The organism is Paractinoplanes maris, assembly GCF_023544465.1.
GTDB classification, from domain to species: domain Bacteria; phylum Actinomycetota; class Actinomycetes; order Mycobacteriales; family Micromonosporaceae; genus Actinoplanes; species Actinoplanes maris.
Window position 1 is genome coordinate 275839 of sequence record NZ_JALPVL010000004.1, and the last position, 16370, is coordinate 292208.

General features: G+C 69.1%; 15 protein-coding genes. 11 read left to right on the top strand and 4 right to left on the bottom strand.

The window, feature by feature from the left end:
• Positions 1 to 455: 455 nt before the first annotated feature.
• The 3 genes from uvrB to NAG42_RS13370 all read left to right on the top strand — a co-directional run bounded on the left by uvrB (position 456) and on the right by NAG42_RS13370 (position 4733).
• On the top strand, positions 456 to 2573 hold the full coding sequence (gene uvrB / locus NAG42_RS13360; RefSeq protein ID WP_250030553.1) for an excinuclease ABC subunit UvrB: 2118 nt from the start codon (positions 456 to 458) through the stop codon (positions 2571 to 2573).
• A 36-nt stretch (positions 2574 to 2609) separates the two neighbouring features.
• The gene (locus NAG42_RS13365) at positions 2610 to 3641 is read left to right on the top strand and encodes a GNAT family N-acetyltransferase (protein ID WP_250030554.1); all 1032 of its coding nucleotides are present in this window, start codon (positions 2610 to 2612) and stop codon (positions 3639 to 3641) included.
• Positions 3642 to 4004: 363 nt separating this feature from the next.
• Entirely contained in the window at positions 4005 to 4733 is a 729-nt protein-coding gene (locus tag NAG42_RS13370; RefSeq protein WP_250030555.1) for a VOC family protein, read from the top strand.
• 206 nt (positions 4734 to 4939) lie between these two features.
• Here the strand turns inward: NAG42_RS13370 and NAG42_RS13375 are convergent, their stop codons facing one another.
• Positions 4940 to 5269: an antibiotic biosynthesis monooxygenase family protein gene (locus tag NAG42_RS13375; RefSeq protein WP_250030556.1), complete on the bottom strand. Its 330-nt coding sequence runs from the start codon at positions 5267 to 5269 to the stop codon at positions 4940 to 4942.
• A gap of 360 nt (positions 5270 to 5629) precedes the next feature.
• Between NAG42_RS13375 and NAG42_RS13380 the strand changes: the two genes are divergently transcribed.
• Both NAG42_RS13380 and NAG42_RS13385 read left to right on the top strand, forming a co-directional pair.
• On the top strand, positions 5630 to 6625 hold the full coding sequence (locus tag NAG42_RS13380; RefSeq protein WP_250030882.1) for a TerC family protein: 996 nt from the start codon (positions 5630 to 5632) through the stop codon (positions 6623 to 6625).
• A 403-nt stretch (positions 6626 to 7028) separates the two neighbouring features.
• Complete coding sequence (locus tag NAG42_RS13385) at positions 7029 to 7340, top strand: hypothetical protein (protein ID WP_250030557.1); 312 nt, start codon at positions 7029 to 7031, stop codon at positions 7338 to 7340.
• 316 nt (positions 7341 to 7656) lie between these two features.
• Here NAG42_RS13385 and typA read toward each other — a convergent pair whose 3' ends face one another.
• Positions 7657 to 9525, bottom strand: a complete 1869-nt coding sequence (gene typA / locus NAG42_RS13390) for a translational GTPase TypA (protein WP_250030558.1) — start codon at positions 9523 to 9525, stop codon at positions 7657 to 7659.
• A gap of 142 nt (positions 9526 to 9667) precedes the next feature.
• Here typA and NAG42_RS13395 point away from each other — a divergent pair, with 142 nt between their 5' ends.
• Positions 9668 to 10471 (top strand): transglycosylase SLT domain-containing protein, encoded by an 804-nt coding sequence (locus NAG42_RS13395; RefSeq protein ID WP_250030559.1) that lies wholly within the window; start codon positions 9668 to 9670, stop codon positions 10469 to 10471.
• 82 nt (positions 10472 to 10553) lie between these two features.
• A complete protein-coding gene (locus NAG42_RS13400) occupies positions 10554 to 11048 on the top strand; it encodes an uL11 family ribosomal protein (RefSeq protein ID WP_250030560.1) in 495 nt (164 codons plus the stop codon).
• Between the two features lie 49 nt (positions 11049 to 11097).
• On the opposite strand, the gene NAG42_RS13405 is transcribed toward NAG42_RS13400, so the two are convergent.
• Both NAG42_RS13405 and NAG42_RS13410 read right to left on the bottom strand, forming a co-directional pair.
• The gene (locus NAG42_RS13405) at positions 11098 to 11697 is read right to left on the bottom strand and encodes an ATP-dependent Clp protease proteolytic subunit (protein ID WP_250030561.1); all 600 of its coding nucleotides are present in this window, start codon (positions 11695 to 11697) and stop codon (positions 11098 to 11100) included.
• Positions 11698 to 11740: 43 nt separating this feature from the next.
• Positions 11741 to 12433: a TetR/AcrR family transcriptional regulator gene (locus NAG42_RS13410; RefSeq protein ID WP_250030562.1), complete on the bottom strand. Its 693-nt coding sequence runs from the start codon at positions 12431 to 12433 to the stop codon at positions 11741 to 11743.
• Between the two features lie 88 nt (positions 12434 to 12521).
• Here NAG42_RS13410 and NAG42_RS13415 point away from each other — a divergent pair, with 88 nt between their 5' ends.
• From NAG42_RS13415 to NAG42_RS13430, 4 genes are all read left to right on the top strand, one after another.
• Positions 12522 to 13634, top strand: a complete 1113-nt coding sequence (locus tag NAG42_RS13415; RefSeq protein ID WP_250030563.1) for an epoxide hydrolase family protein — start codon at positions 12522 to 12524, stop codon at positions 13632 to 13634.
• Between the two features lie 86 nt (positions 13635 to 13720).
• Positions 13721 to 15187 carry a SulP family inorganic anion transporter gene (locus tag NAG42_RS13420; protein WP_250030564.1) on the top strand — a complete coding sequence of 489 codons (1467 nt, stop codon included), beginning with the start codon at positions 13721 to 13723 and terminating at the stop codon, positions 15185 to 15187.
• On the top strand, positions 15184 to 15582 hold the full coding sequence (locus tag NAG42_RS13425; RefSeq protein ID WP_250030565.1) for a MerR family transcriptional regulator: 399 nt from the start codon (positions 15184 to 15186) through the stop codon (positions 15580 to 15582). Before NAG42_RS13420 ends, NAG42_RS13425 begins: the two co-directional genes overlap by 4 nt.
• Before the next feature lie 23 nt (positions 15583 to 15605).
• Positions 15606 to 16319, top strand: coding sequence for a GntR family transcriptional regulator (locus NAG42_RS13430; protein WP_250030566.1), 714 nt, complete (start codon positions 15606 to 15608; stop codon positions 16317 to 16319).
• Positions 16320 to 16370: the final 51 nt, after the last annotated feature.

Sequence of the window (16370 nt, forward strand, 5' to 3'; positions counted from 1 at the left end):
TGCCGAGCGTGTCCCGTCTCCGCAACGCGGTACGGCGTGCCAAGCGTGTCCTCGTCCCGCAATGCGCACGTCGGGGGTACAGCCGGCCCAGCGTTTCATCGCCTCCGCACGGCGCACGTCAGGGCGTACGGAAGAAAGGGGTTGACCCTGGGGTTGGAATTAGGGCGCTCGCGGCGGCTGGTCTGCGCTGGGCGCGACCACCTGCGGGTGCACACGCCGGAAAGCCGGGGCGCAACAACCACGGGCCGGCTGAGGGGACCGTGTGGTGGTCCCGCTCGGTGCCGGGCGACCGCCGCGAGCGGCCTACCGCACCAGGGTAGGCGCCCCCTGCAACCGGGAACAATGCCGCCGGGCACGGCCGAATGTGCACCCTGCGCACGCCCGTCGCCAACGGGCGCCGCAACGGCCCGTGCGACGGCGAAAACTTGTCAGACCCTAGACGTACGGTAGGTCCCATGGCGCTCGACTTTCCCCGACTCGACGGCCGCTTCGAGGTCATCAGTGAATTCCAGCCGGCCGGTGACCAGCCGACGGCCATCGCCGAGCTCGACCGGCGCGTCCGGCGCGGCGACCGCAACACGGTGCTGCTGGGCGCGACCGGCACCGGCAAGAGTGCCACCACCGCCTGGCTGATCGAGAAGCTGCAACGGCCCGCGCTGGTGCTGGCGCCCAACAAGACGCTGTGCGCCCAGCTCGCCAAGGAGTTCCGCGAGCTGCTGCCCAACAACGCCGTCGAATACTTCGTCAGCTACTACGACTACTACCAGCCCGAGGCCTACATCGCGCAGACCGACACCTACATCGAGAAGGACTCGTCGGTCAACGAAGAGGTCGAGCGGCTGCGTCACTCGGCCACCATGTCGCTGCTCACCCGGCGCGACACGATCGTGGTCGCGACCGTCTCCGCGATCTACGGCCTGGGCACCCCGCAGGAATACCTCGACCGCTCCGTCGGGCTCAAGGTCGGCGAGGAGGTCGACCGCGACAAGCTGCTGCGCCGCCTGGTCGACATCCAGTATTCGCGCAACGACATGGCCTTCCAGCGCGGCACGTTCCGCGTGCGGGGCGACACCCTCGAGATCATCCCGGCCTACGAGGAGCTCGCCGTCCGCATCGAGCTGTTCGGTGACGAGATCGAGAAGCTCTACTACCTGCACCCGCTGACCGGTGAGGTCGTCCGCGAGGTCGAGCACCTGGTCATCTTCCCGGCGTCACACTACGTGGCCGGCCCCGAGCGCATGGAGCGGGCGATCCACCAGATCGAGGCCGAGCTGGAGGAGCGACTGGCCGAGCTGGAGCGGCAGGGCAAGCTGCTCGAGGCGCAGCGGCTGCGCATGCGCACGTCCTACGACGTCGAGATGATGCGGCAGGTCGGCTTCTGCAACGGCATCGAGAACTACTCGATGCACATGGACGGGCGCTCACCCGGCGAGCCGTCCTACACGCTGCTCGACTACTTCCCCGACGACTACATCACCGTCATCGACGAGTCCCACGTGACGATCCCGCAGATCGGCGGCATGTATGAGGGTGACGCGTCCCGCAAGCGCATCCTCATCGAGCACGGCTTCCGCCTGCCCAGCGCGGCCGACAACCGTCCGCTTCGCTTCGACGAGTTCCTCGAGCGGGTCGGCCAGACGGTCTACCTGTCCGCGACCCCCGGCCCGTGGGAGATGCAGCAGGCCCAGGGGGAGTATGTCGAGCAGGTGATCCGCCCGACCGGTCTGGTCGACCCCCAGGTGGTGGTCAAGCCGACCAAGGGCCAGATCGACGACCTGATGCACGAGATCAAGCTCCGCACCGAGCGCGACGAGCGGGTGCTGGTGACGACCCTGACCAAGAAGATGTCCGAGGATCTCACCGACTACCTGCTGGAGAACGGCATCCGGGTGCGCTACCTGCACTCCGAGGTGGACACGCTGCGCCGGGTCGAGCTGCTCAAGGAGCTGCGCAAGGGTGATTACGACGTGCTCGTCGGCATCAACCTGCTGCGTGAGGGCCTCGACCTGCCCGAGGTGTCGCTGGTCGCGATCCTCGACGCCGACAAGGAGGGCTTCCTGCGCAGCGGCCGGTCGCTGATCCAGACGATCGGCCGGGCGGCGCGAAACGTCTCCGGCGAGGTCCACATGTATGCCGACAAGATGACCCCGTCGATGCGCGACGCCATCGACGAGACCAACCGCCGGCGGGACAAGCAGATCGCGCACAACACGGCCAACGGCATCGTGCCGCAGGCGCTCCGCAAGCGGATCCACGACATCCTGGACGACATCTACCGTGAGGCCGAGGACACCGACGCCCAGGTCAACCCGATGGTCGGCGGCGGTGGCCGGCAGATCTCGCGGGGCAAGGCACCGGTGCCCGAGACCCGGTCCAAGGGCCGCGCCACGACCGGGGCCACGGCCGGCAAGGGCATGGCCCGCACCGAGCTGGCTCAGCTCATCCAGGACCTCAACGAGCAGATGCTGGGTGCCGCGCGCGAGCTGCAGTTCGAGCTGGCCGCCCGCATCCGCGACGAGATGGGCGAGCTCAAGAAGGAGTTGCGCGGCATGGACGCGGCGGGGGTGAAATAAGTCGAGCCCCGCTGGGGCCGTGCGTAATCTGGCCGGATGACATCGAGCGGCCAGACCAGGTGGACCGAGCTGACCGGCCTCCCGGCGGAGCTGCTCGCCCTCGCGCGGCGCTGCCTCGAGGCTGACGGCGGGTTGCCGCTGGCCGGCGAGCCCGGCTTCCTCGGGCGGCGCTGGGCGGGGGAGGACGTGTCGGCGTTCGGTCTGCCGGCCGACGACGGTGGCGGTCTGCTCGCGGCCGGCGCGGTCCGCCTCACGCCGAGCGGCCCGGCCTTCACCGGCCTGGTCGACCCGGACGCCCGCGGCCTCGGGCTGGGCGCCGACCTGCTCGACTACGGCCTGGCCCTGGCCTCCGGCGACGACGGCCCGCCCGGCGCTCACACAGCGGGCGCGCACGCGGTTGGCGCTCACGCGGTGGGCGCTCATGCGGCGGGCGTCTCCCTGGCCGGTGCTGACACAGCGGGTGCTCCCACGGCGGGGGCTCAAAGCGCCGGCTCCGGGGACGGCGCCGGCGGTGTCGTCACGGTGGAGAGCGAAACTTTGACTGACGGCGCGGTGGCGCTGTTCGCGTCGCGCGGGCTGCGGCAGGTGTTCGCCGAGGACGTCATGCGCATCGACCTCTCCGGCCCCATGCCCGCTGCGGCGTGGCCCGACGGTGCGACCGTTGAGAGCTGGAGCGGGCCGGCCGCGCGGCGCTTCCACTCCACCTATCAAGCTTCGTTCCGGGACCGCCCCGGCTTCCCGGCCGAGCCGGCCGACGACTGGATCGCCGAGAACGAGGACGACGACGACTTCCTCCCCGGCTGCTCACTGCTCGTCGCCTTGCCCGACGTGGGCGACGCCGGCTTCATCACGATCGCCCGCGACTGGGTGGTCCAGGTCGGCGTGGTGCCCGCCGCCCGGCGCCGAGGGCTGGCCGCGGCACTGATCACCGAGTCGCTGTCCCGCCTGCGGGCCGTCGGCGGCACCCAAGCCTGGCTGACCGTCAACGTCAACAACCCGGACGCGGCCGCCCTCTATCGCCGTCTCGGCTTCACCGACCGTGGCCGCCGGGCGCGTTTCCAGCCGTGAGCTGCCACTCGTTCTGTGAGCAACAGCGCTTTCTTCAACGCTGAGCTGTCGCGCTGTCGCGCTGTCGCGCTGCTGCGGTGCTGCGGTGCTGCGGTGCTGCGGTGCTGCGGTGCTGCGGCGCTGCGGCGCGAGAACTGTGCGGTGTGCGAGAGCAGCCCCGGTCCGGGTGGAAGTTGACCGTGAGCGGGGGCCGGCGGACCCTGTGCCGGTGTGCGTTGACCGGCCGGGTGAGCGCGTCGGCGATCGAGCGTTCCGGGGGTATCGCCGCTGTCGAAGTGGGTACACGCCGTGCCTGGTCGCGGGGTCGAGAGCAGCGCCCGGCGGACCGTACCGGCTGGTTCTCGTTCCGGAGGTGTGACTTCGATGATCCGGTGGGTGGATGCCTTCCTCGACCGGCCGAACGAGTCGCTGGATGCCGCGGTGGCGTTCTGGGCGACGGTGACCGGCTCGCAGCCGGCGCCGCAGAAAGATCCCGGCTTTGTGCGGCTGAAGACGGCGGCGGGCGACGACTGGCTCGAGATCCAGGGTGTCCGTGAAGGGAGCGGCGGCCATCACCCTGATCTCTGGGTGGATGATCTGGCCGGCTTCAACGGGCGGGCGTTCACGGCCGGGGCAACCCTGCTGGCTGATCATGGCAGCTGGCAGACGCTCCGGTCGCCGGCTGGACTGCCGTTCTGCACGGCTGAGGTGCGTGATCAACACGTACGTCCGAGGCCCTTCAACGGTCCCGACGGGGTGACGCTGCGGCCGCATCAGCTCTGCTTGGATCTCGCCCCTTCGGTGTACGACGAAGAGGTGCGGTTCTGGCAGACCGTGACCGGCTGGCGGCTCGACGAGGGTGAGAAGGAGGACGAATTCGTGCGGTTGCAACCCGAGCCGCCGATTCCCGTCCGGTTCCTGCTGCAGCGGCTCGGCGAGGAACGCCCCGCGTCGGCTCACCTGGACGTGTCGTGCTCCGACATCCCAGCCGCGCGCCGCTGGCACGAGTCACTGGGCGCGACCTTCCTCGGCGAGTGGCCGCACTGGACGACGTTCCGCGACCCGGCCGGCGGCATCTACTGCTTGACAAAGGGCAACCCCGCCGAAGACTGAACCGCCCTCCGGCTGGGGGCAGAACCGCCGTCCGGCCCGTGGCCTGCTGTGCCGTCCGGCCGTGGCTTGCTGTGCCGCACGGGCTGTGGGCTGCTGCCTGCTGTCCGGCTGAGGCCTATACGGCGGTCCGGCTCTGGACTCAGCGGGGGAACGGCGGTGCTGGTCAGAGCAGATCAGCGCGGGCTCGCAACAAAGGTGCGGGGTGGTCACTCGGGGATGATGTGGCCGGCGTCGGAGTGAGTGCCGGCTGGGACGTCCAGGTAGTGCTCCACCAGGGGTGGCTTGGCGAAGAACTCGCCGATCCGGTCGCGCCACTGGGGAAAGCGCTCGCTGTTGCGGAAATTCTCCAAGTGGGCCTCGACGCTCTCCCACTCGACCAGGAGCACGAAGCGGGACGGTGACTCGACGCCCCGGGTCATCCGGACCGAACGGCAGCCCGGGGTGCCGGCCAGAATCGGGTGGGCGCTCTTGTAGGCGGCGGCGAAAGCCCCTTCGGAGCCGGGGATGATGTCGATCAGGGCGACCTCGAGAACCATGACCGACAGCCTCCCACAGACCTCATCAATCTAGGTTCCTAGGATGCCTAGAGCGGGTGCGATGAGCTGGAGGTAGCGTGGAGATGGATGCCCGGAGCTTACCGCGAAGATGAGACTCGACACGGTTTGCCGGGGTGCCCTGCCGTTGTGCCGCCCGATGCGACACAATAGCGCCGTAGGAGGGGAGTATTCCCTCGTGCCGGTCTCGTCAACACGGAGCGCCCACCCCCTACAGGGCGCGCCCGGGGCCGGCGGTCGCCGCAGGCGGCGGAAGAGACCTCCGACAGTCGCACGCCGCTGTTCCCGCCACCCGGTGCGGGCGCAGCGCCGCACCGTGTCTGCCGGAGGCATAGCTTGAATATTTCCGCCTGGGTCTGGATCGTCACCCTGGTTGCCGTCCTCGCGGTCCTCGCCGTCGACCTGCTGATCGTCGGCCGTCGACCGCATGAGCCCTCGATGAAGGAGTCGGGTGGCTGGGTCGCCTTCTACGTGGCGCTCGCCCTCGCCTTCGGAGCCGGCATCTGGTTCTTCGCCGGTGGGCAGCCCGCCGCGGAGTTCTACACCGGCTGGCTCACCGAATACTCGCTGAGCGTCGACAACCTCTTCATCTTCATGATCATCATGGGCCGGTTCGCCGTGCCGCGGCAGCTCCAGCAGAAGGTGCTGCTCATCGGCATCGTGCTGGCCCTGCTCATGCGCGGCGCGTTCATCGCGGCCGGTGCCGCGCTGATCGCGCAGTTCTCCTGGGTCTTCTACATCTTCGGCGCGTTCCTCGTCTACACGGCGATCTCCCTGCTCAAGGAGGGGGAGAACGACGAGGACGACTTCAAGGAGAACATGCTGATCCGCTGGGCCAAGCGCGCCCTGCCGGTTTCGTCGTCGTTCGGCCCCGGCACGATGACCGTGGTCACCGAGACCGGCAAGCGGCTGTTCACGCCGATGCTGATCGTGATGATCGCGATCGGCACGACCGACCTGCTCTTCGCGCTCGACTCGATCCCGGCGATCTTCGGCATCACCAAGGAGCCGTACCTGGTCTTCACGGCCAACGTCTTCGCCCTGATGGGTCTGCGCCAGCTGTTCTTCCTGCTGGGCGGTCTGCTCGAGCGGCTCGTCTACCTCAATTACGGCCTGTCAGCGGTGCTCGCCTTCATCGGCGTCAAGCTCTTCCTCGAGGCGCTGCACACCAACACCATCCCGTTCATCAACGGTGGCCACGGAGTGCACTGGGCGCCGGAGATCCCGATCTGGCTGAGTCTGCTGATCATCATCGGCACCCTGGGCATCGCCACCGCCGCCAGCCTCGTCAAATCCTCCCGAGACGCCAAAAAACAACTGGCAGCCTCCAACCACTAGACCAACACGACGCCAAGAGCGGCGGCTCCAACCACTGGAGCAACGTCCAGAGCCGGCGGGATCAATTACCAGAGCAGGTCATGTCGTAGCGGTGTGGGTGGTTCGGACCGCTGCTCATTGCTGGACCATTGATGCTGCCCCGGCCCGGTAGGGCGGGGCAGCATCTGGGCCGTCGGGTTCACCGCCCACCGTTGCTGACCCCGGGTTGAGGGCTTGCGGGGGTCTGGCGGTCCGGGACATCCCGACTGGCGACAGGGCTACTGCGCCGTTGAGCGCCTTCAATGAGCGTCCGGCAGTGATGTCCCGGGACCCGCCAGGTGCTTGTCCAGCTGATACGAGCAGCGAGGTCAAGCAGTGTTGAGGGTGCCTGAGCAGGTGGGGTCGGCGGAAGCGATGCTCGCGGGTGTCGACTGGGAAAACCCCCGCGACCCGGCAGTCCGGCAAAACCCGGGTGGTCGCGTTCCGCTGGGCTGTCGACAAACAGCTGCGCGCCGCGGTCTGCGACTTCGCCGACGGCAGCCGCCGAGCGAACCCGTGGCCGGCCGACCTCTACGCCCGTGCCCGTGCCCGCGGCAAGAAACACAACCACGCCATCCGCATCCTCGCCTGCGCCTGGCTCGCCGTGATCTGGAAATGCTGGACCACCCCCTACGACCCCGCCCAGCATCAAGCCCTCCAAACCCTGCTCCACAAAGTTCCACAACCCAATGGTTGACACAGGGCACTCCCGCCGAACGCGCGGGCGGGGCGAGCTGGTCGCTGGCGCGCCCAGAACGCTCACCCCACCCACGCGACGTGAGTGATGGGTAACGCCCAATACAAAGATCAACCCCTCAAGCCGGGCGGCCTGAGGGGTTGATTGGTTTCGAGGGTGACCGCTCACGCAGGTCGCCCGGGTGGGGCGAGCGCTCTGGGCGCGCCAGCGCCCTGCTCGCCCTGCCCGGGCCCTCGGCGGGAGCAGCGGTCCGTACCACTCACCCCGCTACGACATCTGCCGTTGACGTGGCGATTTACGAACCTTCGACGGTGGACTACTGCTGGTGTTTGCGGCGGGCGGCGGCGCGGCCTCGGGTCTGCTGGTCGAGCACGACCTTGCGGATGCGCACCGCGGCCGGCGTCACCTCGACGCACTCGTCCTCGCGGCAGAACTCGAGCGCCTGCTCCAGGGAGAGCTTGCGCGGCGGGATCAGCCGTTCGGTGTTGTCGGCGGCGGCGGCCCGCATGTTGGTGAGCTTTTTCTCCTTGGTGATGTTGACGTCCATGTCGTCCTCGCGCGAGTTCTCGCCGACGATCATGCCCTCGTACACCTCGGTGGCCGGCTCGACGAAGAGCTGGCCGCGCTCCTGCAGGTTGATCATCGCGAAGCCGGTGACGGCGCCGGCCCGGTCGGCCACCATCGAGCCGTTGCTGCGGGTGCGCAGCTCGCCGAACCACGGCTCGTAGTCCTCGAACAGGTGGTGCATGATGCCGGTGCCGCGGGTCTCGGTGAGGAACTCGGTGCGGAAGCCGATCAGGCCGCGCGCCGGGACGAGCCACTCCATGCGCAGCCAGCCGGTGCCGTGGTTGATCAGCTCTTCCATCCGGCCCTTGCGGGTGGACAGCAGGGTGGTGATGGCGCCCATGTATTCGTCGGGGGCGTCGATCGTCAGGCGCTCGACCGGCTCGTGGACCTTGCCGTCGATGGTCTTGGTGACCACCTGCGGCTTGCCCACGGTGAGCTCGTAGTTCTCCCGGCGCATCTGCTCGACCAGGATGGCCAGGGCGAGCTCGCCACGACCCTGCACCTCCCAGGCGTCGGGCCGCTCGGTGTTGAGGATGCGCAGCGAGACGTTGCCGATGAGCTCGCGGTCGAGGCGGTCCTTGACCATGCGGGCCGTGACCTTGGCCCCCTTGACCTTGCCGACCAGCGGCGACGTATTGGTGCCGAGGACCATCGAGATGGCCGGCTCGTCGACGGTGATCAGGGGGAGCGGGATCGGGTTTTCCGCGTCGGCCAGGGTCTCACCGATCATGATGTCGGCGATGCCGGCGACGGCCATGATGTCGCCCGGGCCGGCGCTCTCGGCCGGCTTGCGCTCGAGGCCCTCGGTGATCAGCAGCTCCGAGATCCGGACGTTGCTGATCGTGCCGTCGGTCTTGCACCAGGCCACGGTCTGGCCCTTGCGGATGGTGCCCTCGTGCACGCGGCACAGCGCGAGACGACCGAGGAAGTTGGAGGCGTCGAGGTTGACGACGTGCGCCTGCAGCGGCGCGCCCTCGGTGTAGGTCGGCGCGGGAATGGTCTCGAGAATCGTGTTGAACAGCACCTCGAGGTCGGTCGCGTCCTCGGGGACGGTGCCGTCCTTGGGCTGGTTGAGTGAGGCGATGCCGTCGCGGGCGCACGCGTAGACGATCGGGAACTCGATCTGGTGCTCGTCGGCGTCGAGGTCGAGGAAGAGCTCGTACGTCTCGTCGACGACCTCCTTGATCCGGGCGTCGGGACGGTCGACCTTGTTGATGATCAGGATGATCGGCAGCTTGGCGGCCAGCGCCTTGCGGAGCACGAATCGCGTCTGCGGCAGCGGGCCCTCGGACGCGTCGACGAGCAGGGCAACCCCGTCGACCATCGTGAGCCCGCGCTCGACCTCGCCGCCGAAGTCGGCGTGGCCGGGGGTGTCGATGATGTTGATCGTGACGGGCTCGTCGGTCCCGGAGGGCCGGTAGCTGATCGCCGTGTTCTTGGCGAGAATGGTGATGCCCTTTTCCCGCTCCAGGTCTCCGGAGTCCATGACGCGGTCGGCCATCTCGCCCCGTGCGTGGGACTGGCTCCCCTGGCGCAGCATGGCGTCGACCAGGGTGGTTTTGCCATGGTCGACGTGGGCGATGATGGCGACGTTGCGTAGGTCGGTGCGGGTCTGCATACACCCATTGTCCCCGGAGAAAGTTGCGGTCGCGGGTCGGGGTCGATCGACGTTTCAGCCCTGCTTTAAGGGTGCAGCGCCGAACCGGGACGAAGGCCTACCGTGCGCCAGCACAGGACGAACGGGGAGGAAGGTCGGGTTGATGGCGCGAGGAGTGAAAGTTGGCGCGGCGGTGGCCGCGTTGATCATGGCTGCGGGGTGTGGCCTGGCCGGCGGCAAGGACGACGACGTGGCCGCGCCGGCTTCGGTGGCGTCCGAGGTGAGTGCGTCACCCGAGCCGACCGGGGAGCCGGAGCCGATCGCCGAGGTCACGGAGTCGCCGACCCCGGCGCCGACCACGAAGAAGCCGTCCCGCAAGCCGACGACCAAGGCGGCCGAGCCCACCGAGCCCGCCTTCTGGAGCGAGCTGCCGGCGTGCGCGCGCAAGGACAAGACGAAGCCGGTGCCGCGCCGGACCGTCAAGAAGGCGCTCAAGGCCGCCTCGGCGCGCGTCTACTGGCGTACCGAAGCGCCGACCTTGAAGTTGAACTATCCCCTGGTCAAGGCGGTCGCATGGCAGGAGAGTGGCTGGCAGACCAACATCCACAACTGCGACGGCGGCACCGGCGTCATGCAGGTGATGCCCGACACCGTCGATTTCATCAACGGCCGGTTCGGGCTGGAGTACGACGCCCAGAACTACAAGGACAACGCGTTCGCCGGCGCCAACTACATGGCCTGGTTCACCCGATGGGCGGGGCAGAACTACTTCGGCGAGAACTACAACCTCAGTCCCAGCAAGTGCAAGTCGCACACGTCGTGGTGCCTGCTCAACGTTGTCATCTCGGGTTACAACGCAGGTCAGGGCGGTATCGAGGCGGCGGCGCAGAGCAAGACGCTGCCCAATCCGAAGTACGTGGCGGCGGTGCGCTCGCTGATGAACCGGTGCGAGTGCGACCAGTTCTGAGCGCCGAGATACACTTGTCGGCAGACCCGAGACCTGTTTTGACCCGCTTCCAGCGGCGAGTGTAAGGTCTCGGGGTTGTCGTGTGTCGAAGAAGCTGGCGAGCTGCGTTCTCAAGACGGCCCGTGCAGCTCACCTTAAGGAGCCTTACGCAATGCCGCCCAAGAAAAAGACCCATGAGGTAACCCTCGCGCTTGAGGCGGGTAACGCCGCGATGGTCGACCTCGGCAAGATGCTTGGTCCGACCGGGGCCAACATGCGTGCGGTCAAGGTCGAGTACGACGAGGCGACGGCGAAGAACCGCGGCGAGATCATTCCGGTGATCGTCAGCGTCTTCGAGGACCGCAGCCACGCGCTGGCCTACAAGACGCCGCCGACGAGCTTCCTGATCCGTAAGGCCCTGGGCATCCAGTCGGGCGCGTCCAACCCGCTGACCCAGACCGTCGGCACGCTGAGCACGACTCAGGTCAAGGAGATCGCCGAGCGCAAGCTCCCCGACCTGAACGCGAACGACCTCGACGCCGCGATCCAGATCGTCGCCGGCACCGCCCGCTCCATGGGTGTGAAGGTCGCTTCCTGAATCAGCTTGTAGAAAAGGGCCCCGGGTTTTCCCGGGGCCCTTTTCTGTGTCACGCCTTGCCGACGACCTCGTCGATCAGCCCGTAGTCCAGGGCCTCCTGTGCGGTGAGGCTGCGCCCGGCCGACATGTCGTCCTCGATCCGGCTGCGGGGCTGCCCGGTCACCTCGACCAGCCGCAGGGTGATCTCCTCGAGCTCGCGCAGGTGCTGACCGGCGGCCCGGGCGACCTCGTCGGCGGTGCCGGCGAAACCGGAGGACCGCGGCTCGCTCAGCTTGAACCGGGCGTGCCGGTAGGCGGCCCGCCGCTCGGCCGCGGCGAGCAGGGCGACCACCGCGCCCGCGGCCTGTGAGGTGACGACGGCGTGCACGGGGGCGGCCATCGCGTCGATGACGTCGATGACCGAGAGGGCCGCGCCGAGCTCGCCGCCCTGGCTGGCCAGATGCAGCTGCACCGGTGCCGGCCCGGCCGCGTCGAGCGTCAGCAGGGCGGCGGCGACGCCGGTGGCGCCCTCGGCGGTGAGCTGCCCGCGAATCAGCACGATGCGCTGATCGAACAGCTTCTCCTCGAGCCAGCCCGCCATGCCCGGCTGCTGCCACGGCTCCGGCTGCTGCGGCGGGGGTTGCCCCCACCGCATCGGATCGTGCCGCATCTCCACCGCACACCTCCCGATCACCCGTTTGGGCGTCCTCAGCCTATCCAGCCCCAGCGGCCCCGGCGCTCCCTTCCGCTGAGGGCTGAGCGTCCCGAGCGGGTTGAGTGGGCCGGCTCGGTTGAGTGGGGGAGACGGCCCGCCAGCGCCAATTGGCCTCGGCGGGCTCCGGTGGCGGGCCGGGCAGCTCGCCCTCGGCGCGCAGACCGTCGAGCAGCAGGGTCACGTAGCGGCGGCGCAACTCGGTGGTGCGCTCGGCCCCGGGCACCCGGGCCGCGGCGCACATCTCCAGCAGCATGGTCATGTCGGAGGGGACGACACCCGCCCGCATGCGCCCGCGGGCCCGGTCGAACAGCGCGTCACCGAGGTCGCTCGCCCGCATCGCGTCGGCGTTCATCTCGGCGGTCGGGGTGAACGTGCCGGCCAGGTGCACGGTGAGCGAGTGCACGTCGGCCTCGACCACGCCGCGCAGGAAGATCTCGAACGCCGCCCAGTCGTCGGGCTCCAGCGCGGCCCGCTCGGCCACCGCGATGAAGCGGCGCAGCCCGTCGTGGCACAGCGTCCGGAGCAGGTCTTCCTTGCCCGGATAGCGCCGGTAGAGCGCGCTGATGCCGACCCCGGCGCGCTCGGCGACGGCGGAGATCGGGGCCCGGCTGTCGGCGAGGAAGACATCGCGCGCCGCGGCCAGGATCGCCTCACTGTTGCGGGCGGCCTCGCGAGCCCGGCCTGACGTCATGTGCACAACTTACCACTGGAACGGAACGTTCCACTCCGCTACTGTCAGGCGGAACAAAGCATTCCGTTCCGCGAACCGGGGAGACACCATGACCGAGATCCACCCCTTCCGTATCGCCGTCGACCAAGCTGATGTCGACGACCTGCGCGACCGTCTGGCCCGCACCCGCTGGACCGGCGAGATCCCCGGCCAGGGCTGGCAGCGCGGTGTCCCGGTCGACTACCTCAAGGAGCTCGCCCGCTATTGGGAGCGCGACTTCGACTGGCGCGCAGCCGAGGCCAGGCTCAACGAGTTGCCCCAGTTCCGCACCGAGGTCGACGGTCAGACGCTGCACTTCGCCCACGTGCGCTCGGCCGACCCGGCCGCCACGCCGCTGCTGATCAGCCACGACTGGCCGGGCTCGTTCGCGCTCTACCTGCCGGTCGTCGAGGAGCTGACCGCCGACTTCCACCTGGTGCTGGTGAGCAACCCGGGCGTCGCGTTCTCGGGCCCGCTGACCAGTGCCGGCTGGACGACCGGGCGCAGCGCCGCCGCGTTCGGCGAGATCATGAGCCGGCTCGGCTACGAGCGGTACGGCGTGCAGGGCACCGGTGGCGGGGCCGGCATCGCCGTCGAGATGGGCCGGCAGCAACCCGGCCGGGTGATCGGCGTCCACGTCAACGGCCACATCACGTTCCCGTCGGGCGACCCGGCCGAGTTCGAGGGGCTCACCGAGGCCGAGCAGGACAGGCTGCGCCGGCTCCAGGACTTCCGCGACGACAAGATGGGGTTCAACGCCATCCAGTCGACCCGGCCGCAGACGCTCGCCTTCGGCCTGCACGACTCGCCGGTCGGTCAGCTGGCCTGGATCACCGAGAAGTTCCAGGAGTGGACCGACCCGGCCGCCACCCGGCCCGAGGACGCGGTCGACCGCGATCTGCTGCTCACCAACGTCAGCCTCTATTGGTTCACCGGCACCGCCGGTTCGTCGGCCACCACGTACTGGGAGATGGCGCACGACCCGGGCGCGTGGGCGCCGAAGGAGAAGTCGACCGTGCCGCTGGGCGTGGCCCTCGGCGTCACCGACATCACCGTGCGCCGCTTCGCCGAGCGCGACATGCCGGTCACCCATTGGACCGAGCTGCCGGCCGGCGGCAACTTCCTCTCCGCCGAGCAGCCGAAGATGTTCGCCGACGACGTGCGGGCGTTCTTCCGCTCGTGATGACGGCGACTCTCCTCTGACGGAAGAGTAGAGTCGGCTCCCGTGCCGTCGGGACCGAGGGCGCGGACGAAAGGGAACAACCGGCCATGCCGCAGAGCGTCACCTCCACCTTCACCCGGCCGGCCTGGCTGTCGTCACCCCGGGTGCTGCGCACCGAGGTGCTGGCCGGCCTCGTGGTCGCGCTGGCCCTGATCCCGGAGGCGATCTCGTTCTCCATCCTGGCCGGAGTCGACCCCGAGGTGGGGCTGTTCGCGTCGTTCACCATGGCCGTCACGATCGCCTTCACCGGCGGGCGGCCCGCGATGATCTCGGCCGCGACCGGGGCCATCGCCCTGGTCGTGGCGCCCCTGGCCAAGCAGTACGGTCTCGATTTCCTGGTCGCGGCGGTGATCCTCGGTGGTCTGCTGCAGATCGTGCTGGCCCTGGCCGGGGTGGCCAAGCTGATGCGGTTCATCCCGCGCAGCGTCATGGTGGGCTTCGTCAACGCGCTGGCCATCCTCATCTTCACCGCCCAGGTGCCGCACCTGATCGGCGTCCCGTGGCTGGTCTATCCGCTGGTGGCGGTGGCCCTGGCCGTCATCGTGCTGCTGCCCCGGGTGACCACCGCGGTGCCGGCCCCGCTGGTGGCGATCGTCCTGCTCACCGCGTTCACCCTGATCGCGCATGTCGCCGTGCCCACCGTCGGCGACGAGGGCGCGCTGCCCGGCAGCCTGCCCACGCTGGGCCTGCCCGACGTGCCGTTCACGTTCGGCACGCTGCAGATCATCGCCCCCTACGCCGTGGGGATCGCCCTGGTCGGGCTGATGGAGTCGCTGATGACGGCCAAGCTGGTCGACGACGTCACCGACACCCGGTCGAACAAGACCCGCGAGTCGTGGGGGCAGGGCGTGGCCAACATCGTCACCGGCTTCTTCGGCGGCATGGGCGGCTGCGCGATGATCGGCCAGACGATGATCAACGTGAAGGTCTCGGGGGCCCGGACCCGGCTGTCGACCTTCCTGGCCGGCACGTTCCTGCTGATCCTGGTCGTCGTGCTGGGCGACGTGGTGGCCCTGATCCCGATGGCCGCGCTGGTCGCCGTGATGATCATTGTGTCGGTGGGCACGTTCGACTGGCACAGCATCGCCCCGGCCACCCTCCGGCGCATGCCCGCGGGCGAGATCACGGTGATGGTGGTGACCGTGGCGGGCACGCTGGTCACGCACAACCTGGCGATCGGCGTGGTGCTCGGCGTGCTCGCCGCCATGGTGGTGTTCGCGCGCCGGGTCGCTCACTTCACCCAGGTCAGCAAGGACGGCAACACCTATTCCGTACGCGGGGAGTTGTTCTTCGCCTCGAGCAACGACCTCGTGCACCAGTTCGACTACGCGGGCGACCCCGACCACGTGGTCATCGACATGAGCGGCGCGCACATCTGGGACGCGTCGTCGGTCGCCGCCCTGGACGCGATCAACACCAAGTACGCCGCGCACGGCAAACACGTCGAGATCACCGGGCTCAACGAGGCCAGCGCGAACTTCCACGACAACCTCGCGGGCAGACTGAACTCATGACCGGGCGCATGCAGATCGGCGAGGCGGCCGACCGGGTCGGGCTGAGCATCCGCACGATCCGCCATTACGAGGAGGCCGGCCTGATCGTGCCGTCGGCCCGCAGCGACGGCGGGTTCCGGCTCTACACCGAGCCCGACCTCGACCGGCTGCGCGTCGTCAAGCGGATGAAACCGCTCGGCTTCACCCTGGACGAGATGCGGGACCTGCTGCGGATCCTCGACGACCTCACCGCCGGCACCGGTGACCGGGCGGCGCTGCTCGAGCGGCTGGCCGGCTTCCACACCGACGCCGAGGCGCGGGTGCAGGCCCTGCGCGACCAGCTGATGTTCGCCGAGGGCTTCGCCCACCAGATGCGCGAGCACCTCGACCAGCACGCGGTGGAAAAGCCCTCGTAACCGGCCGGGTCTAGGGTCCGGGCATGCCAGGACCACGTCGCCGGTCGATCCTGGTCTCCCGGCTGGCCGACCGCCCGCTCGGCCGCCCGCAGAACGTCATCCTGGACGAGCTGCGCGGCATCATCCTGGACGGGCAGGTGCCGCCGGGTTCGGCCATCCCCCTCGACGCCGTCGCGACCGCCTTCGGCGTGAGCCGGATCCCCGTACGCGAAGCTCTGATGACCTTGATCGGTGAGGGGCTCGTCGATCACCGGCCCAACGGCGGTTACCGCGTGGCCACGATGACCGTGCGCGAGTTCGCCGAGATCTACCTGGTGCGCGAGGCCCTCGAGACGGCCGGGCTGCGGGCGGCCGTCGAGCTGGCCTGCCGGGACGACGACGAGCAGGCCCGGGCGGCGCACTCCGCCCTCGACGAGGCGATCAGGGCGTACGACGGCAGGCTCTACCACCGCGAGAGCCGGCGTTTCCACCTGGCGCTGATCCGGCCGTGCCGGATGAGGCGCCTGCTGCACATGCTCGACCTGGCCTGGAACCAGACCGAACCGCTGCAACCGATGTCGCATCTGGACAGTGCCGAGCGCGAGCTGCTGCACGCCGATCACGCGGGCATGCTCGCCGCCTTCTGCGCCCGCGACCCGGAGGCGCTGACCGCCGTCTTCGCCGTCCACCATCACCGGCTGCAGGCCGCGATCGGTGCGCTGCCGCAGGACACCGGCCTGTTCGAGATCGAAGGCTGAAGATATACAGTTCCGCTCATCGCGGTGAAACGTCGGATTCCTAGCGTGACC